Source organism: Caulobacter zeae (assembly GCF_002858925.1).
GTDB classification, from domain to species: domain Bacteria; phylum Pseudomonadota; class Alphaproteobacteria; order Caulobacterales; family Caulobacteraceae; genus Caulobacter; species Caulobacter zeae.
Genome location: NZ_PJRS01000041.1, coordinates 109,420 through 132,743 on the forward strand (window position 1 = coordinate 109,420; position 23,324 = coordinate 132,743).

Here is a 23,324-nt window from a genome sequence, read left to right on the forward strand (position 1 = left end):
ATGACCCGCGCCCGCATCCTGCTCGGCGGCCTCTGCGCCGCCGCGCTTTCGACCGCCATGGCGGCCGCCCAGCCGCTGGCGGTGGTCAATGCCGAGATCTTCGACGCCACGGGCGCGGCGCCGTATCGCGGGACGCTGGTGGTCGAAGGCGGGCGGATCCTGGCGGTCGGCCCGAAGGTGAAGGCGCCCAAGGGGGCGACCATCGTCGACGCCAAGGGCGAGGCGCTGATCCCCGGCCTGTTCGACGTCCACACCCACTGGACCCCCAACGGCGTTCCCGACGTCACGCCCAAGATCGCCGACGCCTATGTGGCCGCTGGCGTCACCTCGGTGAACGACTTCCACCAGCAGCCCGAAAGCTTCGCGCCGCGCCGGGCGTGGCTGGGAACCCTGACCGCGCCGCACGTCAACTTCGTCGCCCGCATCAGCACGCCGGGCGGCCACGGCGCCGACTGGGCCGACCAGGCCACCACCCGCTGGGTCGACACGCCGGAAGGCGCCCGCGCCGCGGTCGAGGAGATCGCCGCCTACAAGCCCGACGCCATCAAGGCCTTCACCGATGGTTGGCGTTACGGCTCAGCGCCCGACAACACCACCATGGACGCCTGGACCCTGAAGGCGCTGACCGAGACGGCCCACAAGTACGGCCTGAAGGTGCTGACCCACACGGTGACGGTCGAGCAGGGCAAGGTGGCGGCGAGCAGCGGCGTCGACGTCATCGCCCACAGCCTTCAGGACGCGCCGCTGGATGCCGGCACGATTGCTTCCATCAAGGCCTCGGGCCTGTTCTACGCCCCGACCCTGGCGGTCTACGAACCGGTGAAGCCCGGCGCCAAGCCGCCGGCCGATCCCGACAGCCCGCGCGCGCGCCAAAGCCGCCTGAAGTTCGGCTACGCCCTGTCCAACGCCAAGGCGCTGTTCGACGCCGGGGTGCCGCTGGCTTTGGGCACGGATGCGGGCATGACCGGCACGCCGCACGGCTCCTCGACCCAGCGCGAGCTGGAACTGCTGGTGCAGGCCGGCCTGACGCCGACCCAGGCCCTGACCATCGGCACGGCCGGCAGCGCAAGGGCCATGAACCAGTTGGCCGATCGCGGCACGCTGGAGGCCGGCAAGCGGGCCGACTTCGTGCTGGTGTCCGGCAAGCCGTGGGAGACCATTTCCGACGCCCGCAAGGTCGAGCGCGTCTTCATCGACGGCAAGCTGTCCTACGGCCCGGGCGCCAAGCGCTCGGCCGCCAACGACCGTATCGCTCCGCCGGCGGTGAAGGCCCAGGCCTTGATCGACGACTTCGAGCGGGCCGACGGCCGCACCAGCCTCGACACCCTGCGGCTCGACGACTTCGACGGCGGCCGCGACCGCAGCCAGGAGGTCTCGCAGGTCATCGAGCGCGAGGGTGGCGGCAAGATCCTGAGCGTCGGAGCCCGCATGGCCAGCAAGGACGACGCCTCGGCCGGCGTGCTGTTGCCCCTGACCCGGGGCTCGGTGGTTCCCACCGACGCCACGGCCTTCAAGGGTCTCAAGCTCGCCGTGCGCGGCGATGGCGGCGCCTATGTCGTCAGCCTGGTCGGCGCGACCGGCCGCTGGACGACCAAGGTCGAGGCCGGCCCGCAGTGGAAGACCATCGAGCTGCCGTTCTCGGCGTTCAAGCCGGAGGGGCGGCAGAAGGCCGCCTTCACCGGGACCGACCTGCTGCAGGTCGGCGTCGAGGGCGAGCGTCCGGCCGGCGGCAAGCTGTGGTTCGAGCTCGACGACGTGACTTTCTACTAGTCGGGGAGGGCGTGGCGGTTTGACGCGGCGGGCGCTTGAAGGCTAAGGCCAACAAGCGTTTGGCGGGGGACGGGGATCCCGAATCCCCGTCATTACCGCGATTTAAGTGGTCTAGCGGCGGTGCGGGGCTCAAACCGTTACCAAGCAAGGTCGCTTATCGACCGCACGGAGACCGCCGATGGCCCGCATGGGCACGACACTCGCCGCCGCCCTGGTCATGGGTCTGACGACCCTGGCCGGCCAGGCCCAGGCCAAGGCCTCGATCGAGGACAAGGACGTGGCGCGCCTGGTGTCTCTGGGCGGGGTGTGCGTCAGCTGCGATCTGGCCGGCCGCAAGATGACCGGCGCCAAGTTCAATGGCGCGAACTTCGCCAGGGCCAACCTGATCGGCGCCGACCTGCGCGGCGCGGTGTTCTACGGCTCCAACTTCGCGGCGGCCGACCTGACCCGCGCCGACCTGCGCGGCGCCGAGATGCGCGCCGCCAACTTCCAGGGTGCGAACTTCAACGGCGCCCGCCTGTCGGGCGTGGAGTCGGCCGGCGCCAACTTCCAGAACGCCAACCTGTCGCGCGCCGACATGACCTCGTCGGAGATGCACGGCGCCAACATGGAAGCCGCCACCATGATCGACGCCCGGCTGGCCAATGCCGAGCTGAACGGTTCGAACCTGTCGTCGGTGAACGCCCGCGGCGCCGACTTCTCGAACGCCGAGATCAACGGCTCCAACCTCAGCGGCGGCCGCTTCGACCGCGCCCAATTCCGCAACGCCTCGCTGACGGCCTCGCACCTGCGCGGCGGCAGCTTCGCCGGCGCCGATTTCAAGGGCGCTGACTTCACGGCCGTGCGCTTCCAGGGCGTCGATCTCAGCGGCGCGCGCGGCCTGACCCAGGACCAGCTGGACGAGGCCTGCGGCGAGGCCCGCCTGCCGCCGGGGCTGTCGCTGAAGAGCTGCACGGGCCGGGTCAAGCGGATCACTGTCATGCGCGGCATGCCCGCCCCGCCGGCGCCGCCGGCCCCTCCCGCGGCGCCGTCTCCGCCCCGTCGCTGATACTCGCGCGAGAGGGGTCTTTCTCGCCTGCGGAACGTGCGGACGAGACAGGCGTTTCGCGACATGGTGAACGCTATGCGGGCTAGGGGCCTCGTGGCGATTGCGCGACAGCAGAGGTTGTGAGATCAAGGCGCACGGCGCGGGGGGACACCATGCCTGAGCATGACTTGAGGGAGGGGCAATCCATGCCCCTGCCCAGCTATTTGAGCTATTTGATGTACCAGACCGAGCAACATCGGCGGGCGATGGCCGCCGACCATGTTGCGCGTCACGGTCTGTCGTTTCCGAAGTGGGTGGCGATGCTGTCGCTGGCCCGGTTCGGCGAGTGTTCGATGACGCGGCTTTCCAAGCTTTCGGCGGCCGACCGCACGACCCTTACCCGGTCGATCGACGGTCTGATCCGCGACGGCCTGGTCGAGCGCGGCGGGGCGCCGAACGATCGCCGCAAGGTGGTCGTGCGCCTGACGGAGGCCGGGGCGGCTCTGCTGCAACGGATCCGCGACGAGCTGACGCCGCTGCACCAGGAAGCCTGCTCCGAACTGAGCGCCGACGAACAGTCGGCCCTGGCCTTTTATCTGAAGAAGATGCTGGGCGGCCTGATCCCGGAACCCGACTGGAAGGATGAGATCCTTTCGTTCGGCCCGCCGATCCCGCGTCTGGCCTGAAGAAACCTCGACAACAACCTGGGCGCAATCTCCGGTTAAGAGGCTTGCGCCTTAAGGTGGAGTCTCGCGGCTGCTAGGGGCCGCGCGAGGGGAGCTTCACAACATGAACGTCAGACAGGTCGCCGAGCACATCCAGTCTTACGCCGATGGCGGCACGGGCTTCGCCGTGCAGGCCTCCGGTTCCACCTATCGGATGATGCACTGGGAGGCGATGGTCCAGGATGGCGGCCAGGGCTCGGCCGACATCGTCCTGGCCAATCTTTTCGGAACCATCGTCGCCGGTCAGCTCACTCAGCTGAATCAGGGCGAGGCCGTGTTCGTGGTCGAGCAGCAGGCCGATGGCGCCCGCTTGGGCGTAGGCGTCGTCCAGCCCGACTAAACGCTGCGCGCTGTCAGTCGTCGTGACGGACCCGGCCGCGCATGGTCTTCACGCCCGATCGCTTCGACTTGGTCTCCAGCCGCTTGAGCTTGCTGGAATAGGTCGGCTTGGTCGGGCGGCGGGGCTTGGGCTTTTCGGTGGCCCGGCGGATCAGTTCGACCAGCCGCTCGCGGGCGTCCTGGCGGTTCAGCTCCTGCGAGCGATGGCCTTGGGCGAACAGCACCAGCACGCCGTCCTGGGTCATGCGGCTGCCGCCCAGCGCGGTCAGCCTGGCCTTGATGTCGTCGGTCAGGGACGGCGAGTTCGTCACGTCGAAGCGCAGCTCGATCGCCGTCGAGGTCTTGTTGACGTGCTGGCCGCCGGGGCCCGAGGCGCGGGCGGCCTTCTCGACCAGTTCGTCCTCGTCGATACGCAGCCAGGAGGTGATCTCGATCATCGCGGGACCACGCGACGGGCCTTGACCACGGCCTGGTCGAGCGCCTGGAGGAACTTGCTGCGGTCCTGGGGGCCGAAGGCCTTGGGGCCGCTGGTGACCTCGCCCATCGAGCGCAGGTGCTCGCCGATCGAGCGCGAGGCCAGGGCCGAGCCGATCATGTCGCCCGTGAACACCCGGCCGTTGGGCGCGATCGCCTGGCCGCCGGCCTTCAGCACGCGGTCGGCCAGGGGGATGTCGTTGGTCACCACCACGTCGCCGGGACCGGCGCGCTCGGCGATCCAGTCGTCGGCCACGTCGGGGCCGGCGTCGACCACGATCTGCTCGATGGCGGGGGTGGCGGGCACGCGGATCCAGCTGTTGGAGACGACATAGGTCTTCAGGCCGTTGCGGGCCGCGACCTTGTAGGTCTCGTCCTTCACGGGGCAGGCGTCGGCGTCGATGTAGATCGTCGTCATGGCCGCCCTATAGCACGGCCAAAGCGCGCCAGGGCTAGGTGTGAGCGGCTAGCCCGCCCGGGCGCGCGGCAAATGCTTGCCGGACCTCAGGCCAGGGCCAGCAGGGCGGGGATCACTTCGTCCTTCAGCAGCGGCGCCAGGGGCAGGCCCGCGGGCGGCGCGGCCGGGTCGATCCAGGCCAGTTCCTCGATCTCGGCCTGGGCGGCGATCTCGCCCTCGACCACGGCGAGGTAGGTCGCCGACTGCACGGTGAACCCGGCCTCGTTGGCCGCAGGAGCCGAGAACCGGCCCAACAAGGTCGCCGAGACCAGCCGGCAGCCCAGCTCTTCGTCGAGCTCGCGGGCGAGAGCGGTCAGGTCGTCCTCGTCGCCGTCGCGCTTGCCGCCCGGCTTCATGAAGATCGCCGTGCCGCGCTTGCGCACCAGCAGCATGCGGCCGTCCTGGTCGCGGATGACGGCGGTGACGATGTCGAGAACCTTGCTCATGGCCGCCAGACTAGCGGATTCGGGACTCTCAGGGCTCGACGGCGGCCAGGATATGCTCGGTCAGCAGGCGCTCGGTGATGGCATGCGGCTGGCGGACGTCGAAGTTCACCGTGGTGACCACCGCGACGATCCCAAGATCGGGGACGATGGCCACCTTGTTGCCACCCGTGCCGCTCATCGCCCAGACCTTGTGGCCGCCCAGGGTCTGTAGCCAGATCAGGTAGCCGTAGTCGGTGGCGGGCCGCGCATTGGCGTGCGGGCTGGTGGCGGCCGCGACGAAGGATGCGGGCAGCACCTGGCGGCCGTTCCACTTGCCGCCGTCGAGATAGAGCTGACCCAGCTTCAAGAGGTCGCGACTGCGCAGGCCAAGGCCGCCGCCGCCCTGGGCCAGGCCCAGCGGCGAGACCTGCCAGCGCTCGCCCTCGATGCCCAGCGGGTCGAGCAGCGCTTCGCGGGCGAAGGCGGGCAGGGGCTTGCCGACCGCGCCCTGGACCACCGCGCCCAGCGTCGTCACGCCCGCCGTGCAGTAGGAGAAGCTGCGGCCGTACGGCGCGTCGGCGGGCTTCTGCACCCACTCGGGAAAGCCGCGCACCGGCAGGTCGAGATAGAAGCCGACCCAGTCCTCGATCAGGTACATCCGCTCTTCGTTGCCGCGCGAGAACTGGTTGTCGTCGTCGCACTCGGCGATCGAGCTCATGGTCATCAGGTCCTCGACCGTGACCTTGTCCTTGCGCGGATCGGGCGCGGCGGCCGGCGATCGGCCCTTCAGGTAGGGCTTGATCGGCGCATCGACGCTGGGGATCGCGCCGCGATCGATGGCGGCGCCGGCCAGCATGGCGGTGACGGTCTTGGTCACCGAGCGGGTGTTGCGGCGGGCCTCGGGGCCGCCGTCGGGCTGGCCTTCGTCGTAATAGGCCTCGAACAGCAGCTTGCCGTGGCGGGCGACCAGGACGCTGGTGATCTTCTGGAACTCGCCCGCCTTGATGGCCGCCGACATGGCCTCGAGCCTTGTCGCCGACATCTGTTCGGCGCCGGGCGCAGCGGAGGGCATGTCGGTAGCGGCGGAGGCGGCCGACAGCGGCGCCAGGGCCAGGGCGGCGGCGAACAGGAAGCGTTTCACGAAAAGCGACTCCGACGGCTGACGCGGCCAAGCTAGGACGCGGGTGCGGCCTCGTCTTGGACGCCCGAAACATCGGGCCGTCTGGCGGGGCGAGAGCTGCAAAGGCGCGCGAACTCTCCGGGCGTCACCCCATAGGCTTGTCGGAACTGCCTGTTGAGATGGCTCTGGTCGCAGAAGCCCGCCGCCAGGGCGATCTCGCCGATCGGCATGCGGCCCCGCATCAGCAGGTCGGCGGCGCGTTCCAGCCGCCGCGCGCGAAGGCGTTCGCCGGGCGCGGCGCCCAGCCAGCGGCGATAGCCGCGGGCCAGGTGCACCGGATGCACTCCGGCGGCGCGGGCGAGGTCGGCGACGCCGATCGGCTGGTCGAAGGCGTCGGCCAGGTAGGTTTCGGCCAGGTCCAACCAGGGCGGCCGGTGATCCCCGTCGCGAAGCGGCGCCAGTGCCTCAGCCGCCAGTTCGAGGCTCAGGCCTTCCAGCGACAGGGGCTCGGCGTCGGCGGACAGCAGCGATCGCGTGAGGCGCAGGGCGGCGCGGCGAGCGACGGGGCCGGTCAGTCGCAGGGCGTCGATCGCCGCGCCGCCATTGGCCAGGGCCCGCCAGTCGCCGGCGGTGAAGCTGACGGCCAGGAAATAGCCGCCCGTTTCGACGAACCGGTCGCGATGGATCACGCCCGGCGGATTGTAGACGAGCACCGGGCCTTCGGTCTGCGGGCCCCAGGCTTCTGTTTCGTAGCGGCCGTGGGTGGCCAGCACGAAATGGGCGTCGTCGTGACTGTGCTCGTCGACGTGCTCGGCGCTCATGGTGGCGGCCAGGTGGGCCAGCCGCACGCCCGGCAGCCGCCGCTCGATCGTCGGCGCGCCGTAGAACCGTCCTGGTGCGAAGGCGGTTCTCGGCGCGGCCATGTCAGCCCAGCTTCTCGGCCGCCCAGGGGGCGAAATAGGTGATGATCCCGGCCGCGCCGGCCCGCTTGAAGGCCGCCAGGCTTTCGAGGATCGCGCGGTCTTCGTCGATCCAGCCGTTGGCGCCGGCCGCCTTGATCATCGCGTATTCCCCCGACACCTGGAAGGCGTAGGTGGGCATGCGGAATTCGTCGACCAGCCGGCGCAGGATGTCGAGATAGGGCAGGCCCGGCTTGACCATGACCATGTCGGCCCCCTCGGCGATGTCGAGGGCGACCTCGCGGATGGCTTCCTCGGTATTGGAGGGATCCATCTGGTAGGTCTTCTTGTCGCCCTGGCCCGCGGAGAGCTTGGCCGAGCCGATGGCGTCGCGATAGGGGCCGTAGAAGGCCGAGGCGTACTTGGCGGCATAGGACATGATCATCGTGTCCTGCCAGCCGTCGGCCTCCAGCGCCCCTCGCAGGCGGCCAATGCGGCCGTCCATCATGTCGGACGGCGCCAGGATGTCGGCGCCGGCGGCGGCCTGCATGAGGCCCTGCTCGATCAGGCGCTCGATGGTGGCGTCGTTGAGGATCCTGCCGTTCTCGACCACGCCGTCGTGGCCGTGGTCGGTGAAGGGGTCCAGCGCCACGTCGCACATGATGCCGACCTCGGGGGCTGCGTCCTTCATGGCCTTGACGGCGCGCGGGATCACGCCGTCGGGATCGGCGGCGATCGAGCCGGTCGCGTCCTTCCTCGACGGGTCGATGTGCGGGAAGATGGCGATGGCCGGAATGCCCAGGTCGCGCGCGCGCACGGCGGCCTTGGCGGCTTCCTTGACGCTGAGGCGCTCGACGCCGGGCATCGAGGCCACCGGCACGGTTCCCTCGCCCTCGTGCACCACCATCGACCAGATCAGGTCGGACGGACGGACTTCCGTTTCGCGGACGAGGCGGCGGGTCCAGTCGGCCTGGCGCAGGCGGCGCAGGCGCGTGGCGGGGTAGGGGGCGAGCGGCGGAACGGTCATGCGAAGGGTTTCGCGCGCGCCGCCGATCGAGGCAAGGCTGTAAGGCCCTTAAGGGGCTATTCGCCGGTTTTGGTGACGCGAACCTGCTGCACGCCGCCGTCGACGCGGGTCCAGACCTGCGACTTGCAGAACAGGCCGCCCAGCACGCAGCCCTTGGCGCGCATGGTGCGGGCGTCGACGAACTCGGCGGTGCCCGAGAGCGTGACCTTCAGGGTCGGAACGAAAACCTTGCCACGCATGTTTCCGTTGCCGGTGGGCGCGAAGTCGCGCAGCACCTGCTGGCCCACCAGGGTGTCGTAGCCGCTCTTCTTGGCGTCGGCCTCGGCCTTGCGGCTTGCATAGACGACCCAACCGCACATGCTCGGACCGCAGTCGGTGATGTGCAGACGGATGTTGTCCTTCGGGTTGCGCCACACGCCGAGATTCTCGGCGTGAGCCGGCGCGGACACGAACGTGAACAGGGCCGCGACCGCGGCCAGAGCGGTAATGAACTTGGACATGGGAACCGAGACGACGCCTCCGATGGGCGTGATCTGATACCGACGAGGTGTCGGATCAAGGGAGGTGCGACCTTTCGCACCCGATTTCGCTGCGGCGCCGCATTCAAATTCGCCAACTGAGATATGATTGACACACTTGGCTGCTCAGGGCAGGTCAGCGGTCAAGAAGGTGAGGGCGGATATGCCCCGCATGGGAGGAAGTGGCGCATGGATTTCGCGCTGAACGACGATCAACGCGCCATTCAGGATATGGCCTCGGGCTTCGCCGCGGAACGGCTTGCCCCGCATTCGGCCCAGTGGGACGAGCACAAGCACTTTCCCGTCGACGTCCTGCGCGAGGCTGCGGGCCTGGGTTTCGCGGGCATCTACGTCAATGACGACGTCGGCGGCAGCGGGCTGTCGCGCCTGGACGCCTCGATCATCTTCGAGGCCCTCAGCTATGGCGACGTGCCGGTCGCGGCCTATCTCACCATCCACAACATGGCCTCGTGGATGATCGACCGCTTCGGCTCGGAGGCCTTGCGCCAACGCTACCTGCCGCGCCTGACCACCATGGAGCTGATCGCCAGCTACTGCCTGACCGAGCCGGGCTCGGGCTCGGACGCGGCGGGCATGCGCACCACCGCCCGCCTTGAAGGCGACCACTACGTGCTGAACGGCGGCAAGGCCTTCATCTCCGGCGGCGGCGTGTCGGACGTCTATGTGGTCATGGCCCGCACCGGCGGCGAAGGCCCCAAGGGCGTCTCGGCCTTCGTGGTCGAGAAGGGAACGCCGGGCCTCTCCTTCGGGGCCAACGAGCGCAAGATGGGCTGGAACGCCCAGCCCACCGCCCAGGTCAATTTCGACGATTGCCGCGTGCCGGTCGCCAACCGCATCGGCGGGGAGGGCGAAGGCTTCCGCTTCGCGATGATGGGCCTTGATGGCGGTCGCCTGAACATCGCCTCCTGCTCGCTGGGCGGCGCCCAGTTCGCCCTCGACACGGCCAAGGCCTACCTCGAGACCCGCAACCAGTTCGGCCGGCCGCTGAAGGACTTCCAGGCCCTGCAATTCAAGTTGGCCGACATGGCCACCGAACTGGAGGCCGCCCGCCTGATGGTCCGCCGCGCCGCCCATGCGCTCGACAACCGGGATCCGCAGGCCACCAAGCTGTGCGCCATGGCCAAGCGCTTCGCCACCGACGCCGGCTTCCAGGTCGCCAACGACGCCTTGCAGCTGCATGGCGGTTACGGCTACCTGCAGGACTATCCGCTGGAACGCATCGTCCGCGACCTGCGCGTCCACCAGATCCTGGAAGGCACCAACGAGATCATGCGCGTCATCATCGCCCGCGAGATGTTCCGACAGTAGGATCGTGATAATCTGACCAGACTGGTCAGATTGGAGTTCGTCATGCGCGAAGTCGGCGTCCTCGAAGCCAAGACCCATCTGTCCGCCCTGCTCGACGCCGTCGAGAAGGGCGGCGAGGCGGTGCTCATCACCCGCAACGGCCGTCCGGTTGCCAAGCTGTTGCCGGCGGACCAGGCCGCTTCGCCGCCGCCGCGCCGCTTGCCGGGCAAGGAACTCGTCGCGCGCTTCAAGAAGCTTCAGGACGAGATGACGGCGGCCAATCCCGGCATCGAGAACATGACCTGGGAAGAACTGAAGCAGATGGCGCGCGAGTGAGGTCGGTCGTCCTGGATGCGTCAGCCGCCTTGGCGTGGCTGTTGCCGACGCAAGCGACTGACGCCGCGAACGCCTTCTTGGAGCGGAGCGACGCGACGACTTTCGAGGCGCCGGAGATTTTCGACTGGGAAGTCCGCAACGTTCTGCTGACTTACGAACGTCGTGGCTTGTCGACAGTCGAGAGGCACGATCGTGCGGTGGCGAACTATGTTGCGCTGAACGTCACGCTTCATCCGTTGATCATCGACATGGAGGGTCTGACGACGCTGGCCCAGAGGGCCAGACTCAGTCTCTTCGACGCCTCATATCTTGCGCTGGCGCTGGAGCAGGATTGGCCGTTGGCTTCGCGTGACGAGACCTTGCTGATCGTCGCCGCTCGGTCCGGTATCGAGTGCTTCGACCTGAGAGCTACAATCTGATGATCTATCTCTGCCGCCACGGCCAGACGCAGTTCAACCGTGAGGGACGCTTCCAGGGCCAGACCGAGTCCGACCTGACCGCCTTGGGGCGGGCCCAGGCGCGGGCCATGGGCGAGCTGCTGGCCGACCTGATCGCGCGAGAGCCGTCCGACGACTGGCGGATCGTCGCCAGTCCGCTGCGCCGCGCGCGCAACACCGCCGAAGCCATCGCCGAGCGCACGGGCCTGCCGCTGACCTTTGACGATCGCCTGCTGGAGATCAGCGTCGGTGAGTGGTCGGGCCGCCTGCGCGAGGGCATCCGCCGTGACAATCCTGAGTTGTTCGCCAGCTACGAGTGGGCGTTCCGGGCGCCGGGCGGCGAGACCTTCGAGGACGTCACCGCCCGCGTGGCCGGCTGGTTGGCCGACCAGGCCCCGGAAGCCGAGCGCCGGCTGATCGTGGTCAGCCACGGGGTCGCCGGCCGCCTGCTGCGCGGCGCCTATGCCGGCCTGTCGCGCGCCGACACCCTGGGCCAGGAGGTGCCGCAGGACGCGGTCTACCGCCTGCTGGCCGGCCAGATCGACCGCTTCGACTGCGCGCCCGTCGAAGACCCCGAATTCGCTTGAGAAACTCTATGACCGAAGCCCGCGAAGTCCTCGTCAGCGTCAAGAAGAACGTCGGCCGGATCACCCTGAACCGGCCCAAGGCGTTGCACGCCCTGACGCTTTCCATGTGCGAGACGATGATCGAGGCCCTGTTGGCGTGGCAGGCTGACCCCGAGATCGACATGGTCATGATCGACCATTCCGGCGAGCGGGGCTTCTGCGCTGGCGGCGACATCAGGATGCTCGCCGAGAGCGGGGCGGGCGACGGCGTCGAGGCGCGGAAGTTCTTCCATACCGAGTATCGGCTGAACCATCTGCTGTTCCACTACGACCGGCCGGTCGTGGCGATCATGGACGGCGTGGTCATGGGCGGGGGCGTCGGCATCTCGATGCCGGCCCACTATCGGATCGCGACCGAGCGCACGACCTTCGCCATGCCCGAAACGGGCATCGGCCTGTTCCCCGACGTCGGCGGCGGCTGGTACCTGCCGCGCCTGCCGGGCAAGGCGGGGCTGTGGCTGGCCCTGACCGGCGCGCGGATCAAGGGCTCGGACTGCATGCGCCTGGGCATCGCCACCCATTTCGTCGAATTCGGCGCGATCGAGGGGCTGAAGAAGGCGATCCTGGCCGATCACCGCCGCATCGACGAGACCCTGCGCATGTACCGCGCCGACGCCGGCAAGGCGCCGCTGGTGGGCTTCGAGCAGGACCTCAACCGTCTGTTCGTCGGCGACAGCGTCGAAGAGATCTTCGAGTTCCTGGAAGCCGACTCCTGCGACTGGGGCAAGGCCCAGCTGGCCGTGCTGAAGACCAAGTCGCCCCAGACCCTGAAGGTAGCCTTCGAGCAGCTGAAGCGCGGCGAGGCCATGACCGACTTCGCCGACAACATGGCCATGGAGTACCGGATCGGCTCGCGCGTGGTGCGCAGGCACGACTTCATCGAGGGCGTGCGGGCGGTGATCGTCGACAAGGACAATGCGCCCCGCTGGGACCCGCCGAGCATCGAGGCCGTGAACGACGCCGACATCCAGGCGATCTTTGCGCCCCTCCCGCCGGAGGAGGAGTGGACTCCTCTCGCGGACGCCTGACAGCGTTCTGCCGTAGCGGCATTGAAGCTGTCGCTTGGCCTCGCTAGCTTGCCGCCAGCCAAAGAAGAAAGTCCGCCGGAAGGAAGACCATGCGTAAGCCGCTTCTCAGCCTCGTCGCCGCGCTCGCCGTGACCGCGTGCGCCACGACCCCGATGGGGCCCGCCGAGCCGCCTCCGCCGCCGCCGGCCGCCGCCCCGGTCTCCATCCCGGCCAACATCATCGCCGCGGTCGACAATCCGCTGCGTCCCGAGGTTGACGCCAAGCGCGACGCCGATCGCCTGCCGGCCCAGGTGCTGGCCTTCGCCGGCGTGCGCAGCGGGGCCAAGGTCGCAGACCTGATTCCCGGCACCGGCTATTTCACCCGCATCCTGTCGAAGGCCGTCGGCCCGCGCGGCCACGTCTATGCCTATGTGCCCGACGAGCTGACCAAGCTGGCCAATCGCGAGCCGGCCGTGAACGCCATCGCCGCCGATCCGGCCTACAAGAACGTCTCGGTGATCCTGAACCTGCTGCCCAACTTCGGCGCGCCCGAGAAGCTGGACCTGGTGTTCACCGCCCAGAACTACCACGACATGCACACCCCGCTGATGGGCAAGCCCGACATGGCGGTGGTCAACCGCAAGGTCTTCCAGTCGCTGAAGCCGGGCGGCGTCTATCTGGTGCTCGACCACTCGGCCCAGCCCGGTTCGGGCCTGCGCGACGCCGAGAAGCTGCACCGCATCGATCCAGAGACCGTAAAGGCCGAGGTCACCGCCGCCGGCTTCGTGTTCGAAGGCGAAAGCCGCGTGCTGCGCGACGCCGCCGACAAGCGCAACGTCTCGGTCTTCGACCCGTCCATCCGCGGCAAGACCGACCAGTTCATCTACAAGTTCCGCAAGCCGGCCGGGGCGCGCTAAGCGCCCCGCTCCTGCGGACGACAACGACAAGGACCGCGCCCACGTAGGCGCGGTTCACATTCAGGGAGCGTAACAATGACCAGGATCGCCTTCATCGGCCTGGGCAACATGGGCGGCGGGATGGCCGCCAACCAGGCCAAGGTCGGCCACGCCGTGGCGGCGTTCGACCTTTCGGCCAAGGCGCTGGAGAAGGCCGTCGGCGCCGGCTGCGTCGCTGCGGCTTCCGTGGCCGAGGCGGTTAAGGACGCGCAGATCGTCATCACCATGCTGCCGGCCGGTCCGCACGTGCGCTCGGTCTATGGCGAGCAGGTGCTGGCCAATGCGTCCAAGTCGGCGCTGCTGATCGACTGCTCGACCATCGACGTCGACAGCGCCCGCGCGGTGGCGCAGCAGGCGAGGGCGGCGGGCTTTCGGTTCGCCGACGCCCCGGTGTCGGGCGGCATCATGGCCGCTGAAGCTGGCAGTCTGGCCTTCATGGTCGGCTGCGACGACGCCGATTTCGCCGCGGTCGAGGCTGCGCTGAAGCCGATGGCCCGGGCGGTGATCCACGCCGGCGGCCACGGGGCGGGGCAGGCGGCCAAGATCTGCAACAACATGCTGCTGGGCGTCTCGATGCTGGGGACCTGCGAGGCCTTCGCCCTGGCCGAGAAGCTGGGCCTGGCCGCCGACCGCTTCTTCGAGATCGCCAGCCAGTCGTCGGGCCAGTGCTGGTCGGTGTCGACCTATTGTCCGGTCCCGGGCGTGGGCCCCAGCACGCCGGCCGATCGCGGCTACGAGGGCGGTTTCGCCACGGCCATGATGCTGAAGGACCTGAAGCTGGCCCAGGAGGCGGCCGCGCGCGCCGGCGCCAGCACGCCGATGGGGGCGCAGGCCGAGGCGCTGTACGCCCTGTTCGACGCCAATGGCTTCGGCGACAAGGACTTCTCGGCCGTCCTGCAACTGCTGCGCGGCCGTATTGCCGAGCTGGTTTGAACAAGGCAGGGTTGCGATCGGCGGTTATAGAACCAATCGATGCGACACCACGCCCAATTCCAATTTGTAGGTAGAGGCCCTTAGGTGGACACTGTGCCTGCGTGGTGCGAAAAGCCGTGCCAGAAGAAAAGGACCGTAGAGCTTCGGTTCGACGGGTAGAGACCAGCATGGACTACAAAGCCGCGTTCACCGCCGCTGTCTCCCAGATCCGCGACGAGGGTCGCTATCGGGTCTTCGCCGACCTGAAGCGTCATCGCGGCGCCTTCCCGCGCGCCACCTGGACGCGCGCCGACGGCGGCGAGAACGAAGTCGTGGTCTGGTGCTCGAACGACTATCTCGGCCAGGGCCAGAACCCCGTCGTGCTGGACGCCATGCACCAGGCGATCGACGACCACGGCTCCGGCTCGGGCGGCACCCGCAACATCTCGGGCACCAACCACCACCACGTGGAGCTGGAAGCCGAGCTGGCCGACCTGCACGGCAAGCAGGCCGCGCTGCTGTTCACCTCGGGCTACGTCTCCAACGAAGCCACGCTCAGCGTCCTGCAGAAGATCCTGCCGGGCCTGATCATCTTCTCCGACGCTCAGAACCACGCCTCGATGATCGCCGGCATCCGCAACGGCGGCGGCCCGCGACACATCTTCCGCCACAACGATCTGGCGCACCTCGAGGAACTGCTGGCGGCCGCTCCGGTCGACGCGCCCAAGCTGGTGGCGTTTGAAAGCGTCTACTCGATGGACGGCGACATCGCCGACATCGGCGCCACGGCGGCTCTTGCCAAGAAGTACGGCGCGATGACCTATCTCGACGAGGTCCATGCGGTCGGCATGTACGGCCAGCGCGGCGGCGGCGTCGCCGAGCGCGACGGCGTGATGGACCAGATCGACATCATCGAAGGCACGCTGGGCAAGGCGTTCGGCGTCATGGGCGGCTACATCACCGGCGACGCCGAGGTGATCGACGCCGTGCGCCTGATGGCCTCGGGCTTCATCTTCACCACCTCGCTGCCGCCGGCCCTGACCGCCGGCGCGCTGGCCAGCGTGAAGTGGCTCAAGCAGCACCCCGAGGTGCGCGACACCCACCAGGAGCGCGCCGCCACCCTGAAGAAGATGTTCCAGGACGCCGGACTGCCGGTGATGGAGAACGACAGCCACATCGTGCCGGTGCTGGTCGGCGATCCGGTCCACACCAAGCTGATCAGCGACATGCTGCTGGCCGACCACGGCGTCTACGTGCAGCCGATCAACTATCCGACCGTGCCGCGCGGCACCGAGCGCCTGCGCTTCACGCCCACGCCGTTCCACACCGACGACATGATGCGCAAGCTGGTCGGCGCGATGGAGAAGCTCTGGGCGCACTGCAACGTCGCCCGCATGGGCGGCCACGCGGCCTAAAGCACCCGTCTTGGGTTTCGATCTGGGCTATCTGCGCGAGCTGGCCGAGGATGCGTGCGAGCATGCCGGCTGGTCGGGCGCGGCCGATTACTTCCGTCTTCGCCACCAGGGCCTCCGGCGCGAGGCGCTGGAAGCGCTCGACGCCTTCGTCGCCGGTGCGGTGAGCTGGCCGCTGGCCGAACGTGTCGCCTTCGCCGCCTGGATCGGCGAGAAGCGCCTTGCCTATCGCGGCCAGCCTGAAGCCGTGCTGCCCGTGCCGCTGTTTCGCCTGCTGGTCCGCCCGACCCTGGAAGAGTGGGCCCAGGCCAAGCCGGCCGATCCCTGGCCGTTGGTCTGGCTGGCCCGCCTGTCGAGCGGCGGCTCGACCTGGCACGCGCCGCCCGCGCCGTTCCTGCGCCAGGCCCTGGCCCGCGATCCGCTATGCGTTGCGGCGAGGGTGGATCTGGTCCGCGCCATCCTGGCCGACATCGCCTTCCACCAGCACGAATTGCCCGGCGCCTATCTGGGCGACGCCGCCCATGACCTTTCCGCCTTGGACGAGGCCGAGGATCTGCTGTCGCTGGCCGACGAGGACGCGCGGTTCGACATCGGACCGGAGATCGCCTGGGCGCGGACCGAGGCGCGGGGATGGCTGGAGCGGGCAGGGGCCGGCTAAAGCCTCTCCGCGTGGCGGTTTCCCGTCACTTCGCCGCTGCGCCCGTCGGTGGCTTGGGGCTGGATGGCGCCTCGTGCGCAGGAGAGTCGCCCCGTGAAGACCATCGTGATCACCGGCAGCAGCCGCGGCATCGGCTTCGGCCTGGCGGAAGCCTTCCTGGAGCGCGGCTGCCAGGTCGTGATCTCCGGGCGCAATCCGACGGTCCTCGCCGAGGCCCTGGCCAAGCTGGAAGCCACCGGCGGCGCGGTCGCCGCCCAGGCCTGCGACGTAAGCAAGGTCGCCGACCTGGAAGCGCTGTGGAACACGGCCGTCGAGCGGTTCGGATCGGTCGACATCTGGATCAACAACGCCGGCTCGGTGTCGCCGCGCGTGCGCCTCGACCAGGTGGAGGAGGCCGAGATCGACGCGGTGGTCGCCACCAACCTGCTGGGTGTCATCAAGGCCTCCAAGCTGGCCATGATCCGCATGCTGGCCCAACCCGGCGGCGGGGCGATCTACAATTTCGAAGGCTTCGGCAGCGACGGCATGACCGCCTCGGGCCTGACGCTCTATGGCGCCACCAAGCGGGCCGTGACCTACTTCACCAAGTCGATGGGCAAGGAGCTGGACGGCACCAGCGTGCGGATGGGCACGATCAGTCCCGGCATCGTCGCCACCGACCTTCTGCAGTCGGAGATGCGCGACGCCTCGGACGCCGACCGCGCCAAGTCGATGAAGCTCTACAACATCCTCGGCGATCGTGTGGAGACGGTGGCGCCGTTCATCGCCGACGGCGTGCTGAAGGGCGAGGCCACGGCCGCGCCGGTGCGCTGGCTGACCATGCCCAAGGCCATGGGGCGGTTTATGACCGCCGGCTTCAAGAAGCGCGACATCTTCTCGGCGGCGTGAGGGGCGTGATCCTCGTCCTTCGACAAGCTCAGGATGAGGATCATGGACGGCGCAGTGAAAACCTCACCCTGAGCCTGTCGAAGGGCGGGGTTTTCGCCTCCCTGGCCTCTACGCCCTCCGGCGCACGCCCTTGCCCAGGCCGATCTGCTTGGCGAAGTCCGAGCGGCGCGCGGCATAGGCCGGCGCGACCATCGGATAGTCCGATGGCAGGCCCCATTTGCGGCGGTAGTCCTCGGGGCTCATGTCGTAGTGCGAGCGCAGGTAGCGCTTGAGCATCTTCAGTTTCTTTCCGTCCTCGAGGCAGACGATGTAGTCGTGCTGCACCGAGCGCGAGACGGGCACGGCGGGCTTCTGCTTCTCGGCGGGCTTGGCGGCGACCGGTTCGCCGTGCAGCCCCAGCAGCGCTCCGTGCACGGTGCGGATCAGGTCGGGGACCGCGGTCTGCGAAATCTTGTTCTGGCCGACATAGGCCGCGACGATGCTCGCGCTCAGCGCCAGCAGATCGGCGTCGTCCGTCATGTCCGACCCCGTCTCGTCGTGTGAAGCCGCCATACGCATCCCGCCCGTTCTGTTCGTTTGCACTCAAAAACGCTCGGCGCAGCGGCAACACCCCGCCGAGGTTCGTCACCAACGCATGGTTATCGTCGCGGTTCCGTCATTGATCGTGGCGCGAAGGACGCTAAAGAGAGCGCCGTCGACTCCCGCTTGCGGGAGCGCGCCGCCCAAAGCCCAGCCGCCCGCCCCAAGGAGCTGCCGATGACGACCATCACCGACCTGACCAAGTTCTTCGGCGCCGATCTTGCGACCGCCGACCGCGACATCTTCGATCGCATTGGTCGGGAGCTGGGTCGTCAGCAGAACCAGATCGAGCTGATCGCCTCGGAAAACATCGTCTCGAAGGCGGTGCTGGAGGCCCAGGGCTCGATCCTTACCAACAAGTACGCCGAAGGCTATCCAGGCAAGCGCTACTACGGCGGCTGCGAATACGTCGACGAGATCGAGACCATCGCCATCGAGCGCGCCAAGCAGCTGTTCGGCGCGGCCTTCGCCAACGTCCAGCCGCACTCGGGTTCGCAGGCCAACCAGTCGGTGTTCATGTCGCTGCTTCAGCCGGGCGACACCTTCATGGGCATGGACCTGGCCGCCGGCGGCCACCTGACCCACGGCTCGCCCGCCAACCAGTCGGGCAAGTGGTTCAAGCCGGTGTCCTACACCGTGCGCCAGCAGGACCAGCTGATCGACTACGACAACGTCGCCGAGGTCGCTCAGCGCGAGAAGCCCAAGCTGATCATCGCCGGCGGTTCGGCTTACAGCCGCGAGATCGACTTCGCCCGCTTCCGCGAGATCGCTGACTCGGTCGGCGCCTACCTGATGGTCGACATGGCCCACTTCGCGGGCCTGGTGGCCGGCGGCGTGTTCCCCAACCCCGTCCCGCACGCCCACGTCGTCACCACCACCACCCACAAGACCCTGCGCGGTCCGCGCGGCGGCATGGTGCTGACCAACGACGAAGCCATCATCAAGAAGGTCAACTCGGCCGTGTTCCCGGGCCTGCAAGGCGGTCCGCTGGAGCACGTCATCGCCGCCAAGGCCGTGGCCTTCGGTGAAGCCCTTCAGCCCTCGTTCAAGGAATACGCCGCCCAGGTGATCGCCAACGCCAAGGCACTGGCCGACGCGCTGGGCAAGTCGGGCGTGAACATCGTCTCGGGCGGCACCGACAGCCACCTGATGCTGGTCGACCTGCGTCCCAAGGGCGTGACCGGCCGCGACGCCGAGCACAGCCTCGAGCGCGCCCACATGACCTGCAACAAGAACGGCGTGCCGTTCGACACCGCGCCGTTCACGATCACCTCGGGCATCCGCCTGGGCACGCCGGCCGGCACCACCCGCGGCTTCAAGGAAGCCGAGTTCACCCGCGTGGGCGAGCTGATCGGCGAGGTCGTCAACGGCCTGGCCGCCAACGGTCCGGAAGGCAACGCCGCGGTCGAGGCCAAGGTGCGCGAGGAAGTGCTGGCCTTGACGGCCCGGTTCCCGATCTACAACTAATGGCCTAAGGCCGCAGGGGAGGGCCCAAGATCATGCGCTGCCCATTCTGCGGCCACGCCGAAAGCCAGGTGAAGGACAGCCGCCCGTCGGAAGACGGCGCGGCCATTCGCCGTCGTCGCCTCTGTCCGGAGTGCGGCGGCCGCTTCACGACCTTCGAGCGCGTCCAGCTTCGTGAACTGATCATCGTCAAGCGGTCGGGCCGTCGCTCGCCGTTCGACCGCGACAAGCTGATGCGCTCGATCTCGCTGGCCACCCGCAAGCGCCCGATCGAGGGCGAGCGGGTCGAGCGGATGGTCAACGGCATCGTTCGCCAGCTGGAAAGCCAGGGCGAGACCGAGCTTCAGTCGTCGGTCGTCGGCGAAATGGTGATGAAGGCCCTGAAGTCGCTCGATGACGTAGCCTATGTCCGCTACGCCTCGGTTTATCGCGATTTCCGGGAGACCAGTGATTTCGCGAAGTTTTTGGGCGAAGAAGGCTTGAGCGACGTCGCCGAAGACGAGCTATAGGCGCATCCTACGATTCGATTTTTCGGGTCGGCGTGTGACGGCCCAGTGAGGCCTCCCGTCCGCCCAGGAGTTCAGAGGCATATGGTGGAAGACAGGATTCGTCTGCTGATCGTCGAGGGGCGCCGTTATTCGGGCCTGTCGGATGCGCTGCTGGCCGGCGCCGTGCAGGCGATCGAGGCCCAGGGCGCGGAGTACGAGGTCGTCACGGTTTCCGACGCCTTGCAGATCCCGGCCGCCATCGCCATCGCCGAGGAGGCCGGCAAGGGCCCGTCGGGCGTGCGCTACGACGGTTACATCGCGCTGGGCGCCGTCGTGCGCGGCGAGACCTACCACTTCGAGATCGTGTCCAACGAGACGGCCCGCGGCCTGCAGGACCTGGCCGTCGGAAAAAGGTTGGCCATTGGTTACGGCGTGTTGACGGTTGATGACGAGGATCAGGCCTGGAATCGCGCTCGCCTCTCGCAGGGCGACCGCGGGGGCCAAGCCGCTCGGGAATGCCTGGAGATCGTGGGTTTGAAGCGTCAGCTGTCGGGACAAGCGCGATGAGCAAGCGCATCCAGCCCCGTTCCGTTTCGCGTCTGGCGGCCGTGCAGGCCCTCTACCAGATGGAAGTTTCCGGCGCCGGCGTCGACGCCGTCGTGCGCGAGTTCTCCGAACACCGCTTCGACCGCGCCGTCGAGGACACCGAAGGCGCCCAGCTGGCCCAGGCCGACGAGACCTTCTTCGCCGACCTGGTGAAGGGCGTCGTCTCCAAGCAGGCGATCATCGACCCGGCCATCGTGCGCCGCCTGGCCTCGGGCTGGAAGCTCGAGCGCCTGGACGCCACCGCCCGCGCCGTGCTGCGCGCCGGCGCCTACGAGCTGATGAACCGCCCGGACGTTCCGACCGAGGTGGTGATCGACGAGTACGTCGAGATCGCCAAGTCGTTCTTCGAGGGGCCGGAAGCCGGCTTCATCAACGGCGCCCTGGACGCCATCGCGCGTGACGCCCGAGTCTGACGACGACTGGTTCGACGATCCCGCCCCGGCCGTAGCGCCGGCGGCGGAGGACGACGAGTCGTGGTTCGACGACGTCCCTCCGGCGGCCGCGCCGTCGGGCCCGGACGAGTTCGAGCTGATCGCGACCCACCTGCGTCCTCTGACCAACGGCGACCCCGTCGCGCTCGACCTGCTGGACGACGCGGCGGTGCTGCCCTCGCGTCCCGGCTATGACCTGGTGATCACCAAGGACGCCATGGTCGCGGGCGTGCACTTCCTGGCCGGCGAGGATCTCGACATCGTCGCCCGGCGGCTGCTGCGCACCAATCTTTCCGACCTCGCCGCCAAGGGCGCCGAGCCCTACGGCTACTTCCTGGCCGTCGGCTGGCCTTCGGGCACGACGGTCGAGGATCGCGAGACCTTCGCTCGCGGCCTGGCCGAGGACGGTCAGGCCTTCGGCGTCAATCTGCTGGGCGGCGACACCGTCACCACCTCCGGCGCCATGGTCGTGTCGGCGACCCTGCTGGGCTGGGTCCCGCAAGGGGCGGCCGTCCTGCGTCGCGGCGCCAAGGCGGGAGATCGCCTGATGGTTTCCGGCAGCATCGGCGACGGCTGGCTCGGCCTGCTGGCCCACTGGGGCGAGGTCGAGGATCCCGACGGCGGCCTTGTCCGCCGCTATCGCACGCCCGCGCCGCGCCTGGCGTTGCGTGAGGCCCTGCGCCAGTTCGCCCATGCCGCCGCCGACGTTTCCGACGGCCTGCTGGCGGACGCCGGCCACATCGCCAAGGCCAGCGGCCTGCAGGTCAAGGTCGACCTCGACCGCCTGCCGCTGTCGACCGGCGCCCGCAAGTGGCTGGAAGCCCAGCCCGAACGCGGCGAGGCTCGCATGTCCCTGGCTTCGGGCGGCGACGACTACGAGGTCGTCTGCGCCGTGCCGGCCGCCGACGTCGCCGCCTTCCAGGCCGCCGCCTTCGCCGCCGGCCTGCCGGTGCGCGACATCGGCGAGTTCGTCGAGGGCGAAGGCGTGGCCGCCCTGTTCAAGGGCAAGGACATCACGCCTCAGCGCTTGGGCTGGCTGCACGGCTGAGGTGCCGCGATGTCGGGCTGGCGTCTGGCGTTCGTTCGCACTCCGGGCGTTTCGGTGTGCGATGTGGTCCTCAATGGTGTCGTGGTCCACGCCTTGTCCTGGGACTGGTCGCAACCGCGCGCCTATCCGGTGGTGCAGCATCCCTTTGAAACGGACAGGACGTGCTGGTTGCACGTGATCGAGATCGACACGGTCGACGTCCAGCTCGCCTTCGCCATGGGCGACGCCGAGGATGACGTCGTCGTCTATTATCTGCCGGCTGACGCGGGTGATCCAAACGTGGTGCAGGGACGTGATCCTCTGTTCGAGGGCCACTGGCGCGCCTTAGAAGCCGAGGCGTCGAACCTGCCCTGGCCGCGTGCGGAGCCGGAGTGGTCGGGAAGAGATGAATTCCTGGCCGCGCTGGAACATGTCGAAGTCCGCGCCGAGGTGGTCGATTACCGAGGCCTCTCGCATTGCCGGGTCTGCAGCCGCGTCAACGGCTACAGGGCCTTTCGGCTGGATCGCTGGGAGTGGCCGGAAGGCTTCCGGCACTACGTCGAAGATCACGGGCAGCGACCGACCGAAGCCTTCGTGCGGTTCATTGCGGCGCAGGCCGCGTGGCTGCTCGGTAGCGAAACCTCAAGCCTTCTCGGTTAACAGGCGGGCATGACTTCGACCGCCCTGTCCCGTCGCGCCCTGCTGGCGCTCGCCGCGCCGCTGATGCTGTGCGCCGCGCCCGCCTTGGCCTCCGGCAAGGAGAAGAAGAAGGAAGGCGGGGAGGGCGAGAAGGAAAAGGAAGATCCGGTGATCAAGCTGGGCTCGATGGCCCTGCCGATCGTCGCCGAGGGGCGCCTGATCAACTACATCTTCGTGGAGCTGTCGCTGACCCTGCCGCCGACCGGCGACGTCACCGCCTTCGCCGGCAAGGAGCCGCTGCTGCGCGACGCCCTGGTGCGCGCGGCGCACAAGCAGCCGCTGAACAAGCCCGGCAGCTATGTGCTGCTCGACGAGGGCAAGGTGAAGGCCATCGTCATGCGCGAGGCGCTCGCCCTGGTCGGAAAGGGCAAGGTCGCCGCGGTGACCATAGGCAAGCAGACGCCGCGCAACTTCGTGCCGTTCCCCAAGGCCGCGCCGAAGACCGCCGCCAAGCCGGCTTCGCCGCCCGCCGATTCGGCTCCGATCATCCCCTGAAGCTTCGCGAACGCCGTTCTCGCAAGCGGTTGCGCGCTAGGCTTGTGGATGTCAGTGTTTCCCCCTGGCGCCGATGTCGGGGCCAGATCAGGGAGCTTCGAGGGGGAATGAGGCCCTAAGGCCCGCCCGCCGCTCCTGGCCTGGGGCGCTCGTCGACCCTCCATGCCGGGAACCGCGACCCCTCGTGATTGAAACACGAAGGGGCACAACACCC

At 68.6% G+C, this 23,324-nt stretch carries 28 protein-coding genes and 1 pseudogene; 21 read left to right on the top strand and 8 right to left on the bottom strand.

Annotated elements, in window-relative coordinates:
* The 4 genes from SGCZBJ_RS19955 to SGCZBJ_RS19970 all read left to right on the top strand — a co-directional run bounded on the left by SGCZBJ_RS19955 (nt 1) and on the right by SGCZBJ_RS19970 (nt 3,862).
* Entirely contained in the window at nt 1–1,770 is a 1,770-nt protein-coding gene (locus SGCZBJ_RS19955) for a CIA30 family protein (RefSeq protein WP_101719687.1), read from the top strand.
* A gap of 187 nt (nt 1,771–1,957) precedes the next feature.
* Complete coding sequence (locus SGCZBJ_RS19960) at nt 1,958–2,818, top strand: pentapeptide repeat-containing protein (protein WP_338065464.1); 861 nt, start codon at nt 1,958–1,960, stop codon at nt 2,816–2,818.
* A 185-nt stretch (nt 2,819–3,003) separates the two neighbouring features.
* On the top strand, nt 3,004–3,483 hold the full coding sequence (locus tag SGCZBJ_RS19965; RefSeq protein ID WP_240621587.1) for a MarR family winged helix-turn-helix transcriptional regulator: 480 nt from the start codon (nt 3,004–3,006) through the stop codon (nt 3,481–3,483).
* 103 nt (nt 3,484–3,586) lie between these two features.
* Nucleotides 3,587–3,862, top strand: a complete 276-nt coding sequence (locus SGCZBJ_RS19970; protein ID WP_101719690.1) for a hypothetical protein — start codon at nt 3,587–3,589, stop codon at nt 3,860–3,862.
* A 13-nt stretch (nt 3,863–3,875) separates the two neighbouring features.
* Here the strand turns inward: SGCZBJ_RS19970 and arfB are convergent, their stop codons facing one another.
* From arfB to SGCZBJ_RS20005, 7 genes are all read right to left on the bottom strand, one after another.
* Nucleotides 3,876–4,298: an alternative ribosome rescue aminoacyl-tRNA hydrolase ArfB gene (arfB, locus tag SGCZBJ_RS19975; protein WP_101719691.1), complete on the bottom strand. Its 423-nt coding sequence runs from the start codon at nt 4,296–4,298 to the stop codon at nt 3,876–3,878.
* Entirely contained in the window at nt 4,295–4,753 is a 459-nt protein-coding gene (locus SGCZBJ_RS19980) for a YaiI/YqxD family protein (RefSeq protein ID WP_101719692.1), read from the bottom strand. Before SGCZBJ_RS19980 ends, arfB begins: the two co-directional genes overlap by 4 nt.
* Nucleotides 4,754–4,839: 86 nt before the next feature.
* Nucleotides 4,840–5,238 carry an NUDIX hydrolase gene (locus SGCZBJ_RS19985; RefSeq protein WP_101719693.1) on the bottom strand — a complete coding sequence of 133 codons (399 nt, stop codon included), beginning with the start codon at nt 5,236–5,238 and terminating at the stop codon, nt 4,840–4,842.
* Nucleotides 5,239–5,266: 28 nt separating this feature from the next.
* Nucleotides 5,267–6,358 carry a serine hydrolase domain-containing protein gene (locus SGCZBJ_RS19990; protein WP_240621588.1) on the bottom strand — a complete coding sequence of 364 codons (1,092 nt, stop codon included), beginning with the start codon at nt 6,356–6,358 and terminating at the stop codon, nt 5,267–5,269.
* Between the two features lie 32 nt (nt 6,359–6,390).
* Nucleotides 6,391–7,260, bottom strand: coding sequence for a helix-turn-helix transcriptional regulator (locus SGCZBJ_RS19995; protein WP_101719694.1), 870 nt, complete (start codon nt 7,258–7,260; stop codon nt 6,391–6,393).
* A 1-nt stretch (nt 7,261) separates the two neighbouring features.
* Nucleotides 7,262–8,263, bottom strand: coding sequence for a porphobilinogen synthase (gene hemB / locus SGCZBJ_RS20000; RefSeq protein ID WP_101719695.1), 1,002 nt, complete (start codon nt 8,261–8,263; stop codon nt 7,262–7,264).
* Between the two features lie 56 nt (nt 8,264–8,319).
* Nucleotides 8,320–8,763 (bottom strand): DUF2147 domain-containing protein, encoded by a 444-nt coding sequence (locus tag SGCZBJ_RS20005; RefSeq protein WP_101719696.1) that lies wholly within the window; start codon nt 8,761–8,763, stop codon nt 8,320–8,322.
* Between the two features lie 207 nt (nt 8,764–8,970).
* On the opposite strand from SGCZBJ_RS20005, the gene SGCZBJ_RS20010 reads away from it, so the two are divergent.
* The 10 genes and pseudogenes from SGCZBJ_RS20010 to SGCZBJ_RS20055 all read left to right on the top strand — a co-directional run bounded on the left by SGCZBJ_RS20010 (nt 8,971) and on the right by SGCZBJ_RS20055 (nt 17,321).
* Nucleotides 8,971–10,110: an isobutyryl-CoA dehydrogenase gene (locus SGCZBJ_RS20010; RefSeq protein WP_101719697.1), complete on the top strand. Its 1,140-nt coding sequence runs from the start codon at nt 8,971–8,973 to the stop codon at nt 10,108–10,110.
* A 42-nt stretch (nt 10,111–10,152) separates the two neighbouring features.
* Nucleotides 10,153–10,425, top strand: coding sequence for a type II toxin-antitoxin system Phd/YefM family antitoxin (locus tag SGCZBJ_RS20015; protein ID WP_101719698.1), 273 nt, complete (start codon nt 10,153–10,155; stop codon nt 10,423–10,425).
* Nucleotides 10,422–10,844 carry a type II toxin-antitoxin system VapC family toxin gene (locus SGCZBJ_RS20020; protein ID WP_165799391.1) on the top strand — a complete coding sequence of 141 codons (423 nt, stop codon included), beginning with the start codon at nt 10,422–10,424 and terminating at the stop codon, nt 10,842–10,844. The genes SGCZBJ_RS20015 and SGCZBJ_RS20020 overlap by 4 nt, the downstream gene beginning before the upstream one ends.
* A complete protein-coding gene (locus SGCZBJ_RS20025) occupies nt 10,844–11,449 on the top strand; it encodes a histidine phosphatase family protein (RefSeq protein WP_101719700.1) in 606 nt (201 codons plus the stop codon). The genes SGCZBJ_RS20020 and SGCZBJ_RS20025 overlap by 1 nt, the downstream gene beginning before the upstream one ends.
* A gap of 8 nt (nt 11,450–11,457) precedes the next feature.
* Entirely contained in the window at nt 11,458–12,516 is a 1,059-nt protein-coding gene (locus SGCZBJ_RS20030) for an enoyl-CoA hydratase/isomerase family protein (protein ID WP_101719701.1), read from the top strand.
* A gap of 89 nt (nt 12,517–12,605) precedes the next feature.
* Nucleotides 12,606–13,412 carry a class I SAM-dependent methyltransferase gene (locus tag SGCZBJ_RS20035; protein WP_101719702.1) on the top strand — a complete coding sequence of 269 codons (807 nt, stop codon included), beginning with the start codon at nt 12,606–12,608 and terminating at the stop codon, nt 13,410–13,412.
* Nucleotides 13,413–13,451: 39 nt separating this feature from the next.
* A pseudogene (mmsB, locus tag SGCZBJ_RS20040) lies at nt 13,452–14,384 on the top strand (3-hydroxyisobutyrate dehydrogenase); the annotation flags it as partial.
* 167 nt (nt 14,385–14,551) lie between these two features.
* The gene (gene hemA / locus SGCZBJ_RS20045) at nt 14,552–15,778 is read left to right on the top strand and encodes a 5-aminolevulinate synthase (RefSeq protein WP_101719704.1); all 1,227 of its coding nucleotides are present in this window, start codon (nt 14,552–14,554) and stop codon (nt 15,776–15,778) included.
* Nucleotides 15,779–15,788: 10 nt separating this feature from the next.
* Nucleotides 15,789–16,433 (top strand): hypothetical protein, encoded by a 645-nt coding sequence (locus SGCZBJ_RS20050; protein ID WP_101719705.1) that lies wholly within the window; start codon nt 15,789–15,791, stop codon nt 16,431–16,433.
* Between the two features lie 93 nt (nt 16,434–16,526).
* Nucleotides 16,527–17,321, top strand: coding sequence for an SDR family NAD(P)-dependent oxidoreductase (locus SGCZBJ_RS20055; RefSeq protein WP_165799392.1), 795 nt, complete (start codon nt 16,527–16,529; stop codon nt 17,319–17,321).
* Nucleotides 17,322–17,429: 108 nt separating this feature from the next.
* Here the strand turns inward: SGCZBJ_RS20055 and SGCZBJ_RS20060 are convergent, their stop codons facing one another.
* Entirely contained in the window at nt 17,430–17,873 is a 444-nt protein-coding gene (locus tag SGCZBJ_RS20060) for a Ros/MucR family transcriptional regulator (RefSeq protein WP_101719707.1), read from the bottom strand.
* Between the two features lie 204 nt (nt 17,874–18,077).
* Between SGCZBJ_RS20060 and glyA the strand changes: the two genes are divergently transcribed.
* From glyA to SGCZBJ_RS20095, 7 genes are all read left to right on the top strand, one after another.
* Nucleotides 18,078–19,367 (top strand): serine hydroxymethyltransferase, encoded by a 1,290-nt coding sequence (gene glyA, locus SGCZBJ_RS20065; protein ID WP_101719708.1) that lies wholly within the window; start codon nt 18,078–18,080, stop codon nt 19,365–19,367.
* 32 nt (nt 19,368–19,399) lie between these two features.
* Nucleotides 19,400–19,873: a transcriptional regulator NrdR gene (gene nrdR / locus SGCZBJ_RS20070; RefSeq protein ID WP_101714276.1), complete on the top strand. Its 474-nt coding sequence runs from the start codon at nt 19,400–19,402 to the stop codon at nt 19,871–19,873.
* Between the two features lie 81 nt (nt 19,874–19,954).
* Nucleotides 19,955–20,419: a 6,7-dimethyl-8-ribityllumazine synthase gene (locus SGCZBJ_RS20075; protein ID WP_101719709.1), complete on the top strand. Its 465-nt coding sequence runs from the start codon at nt 19,955–19,957 to the stop codon at nt 20,417–20,419.
* Complete coding sequence (nusB, locus tag SGCZBJ_RS20080) at nt 20,416–20,871, top strand: transcription antitermination factor NusB (protein WP_101714274.1); 456 nt, start codon at nt 20,416–20,418, stop codon at nt 20,869–20,871. The genes SGCZBJ_RS20075 and nusB overlap by 4 nt, the downstream gene beginning before the upstream one ends.
* Nucleotides 20,855–21,937, top strand: a complete 1,083-nt coding sequence (gene thiL / locus SGCZBJ_RS20085) for a thiamine-phosphate kinase (RefSeq protein WP_101719710.1) — start codon at nt 20,855–20,857, stop codon at nt 21,935–21,937. Before nusB ends, thiL begins: the two co-directional genes overlap by 17 nt.
* A gap of 9 nt (nt 21,938–21,946) precedes the next feature.
* Entirely contained in the window at nt 21,947–22,576 is a 630-nt protein-coding gene (locus SGCZBJ_RS20090; protein WP_101719711.1) for a hypothetical protein, read from the top strand.
* A gap of 9 nt (nt 22,577–22,585) precedes the next feature.
* Nucleotides 22,586–23,110 carry a hypothetical protein gene (locus tag SGCZBJ_RS20095; RefSeq protein WP_101719712.1) on the top strand — a complete coding sequence of 175 codons (525 nt, stop codon included), beginning with the start codon at nt 22,586–22,588 and terminating at the stop codon, nt 23,108–23,110.
* Nucleotides 23,111–23,324: the final 214 nt, after the last annotated feature.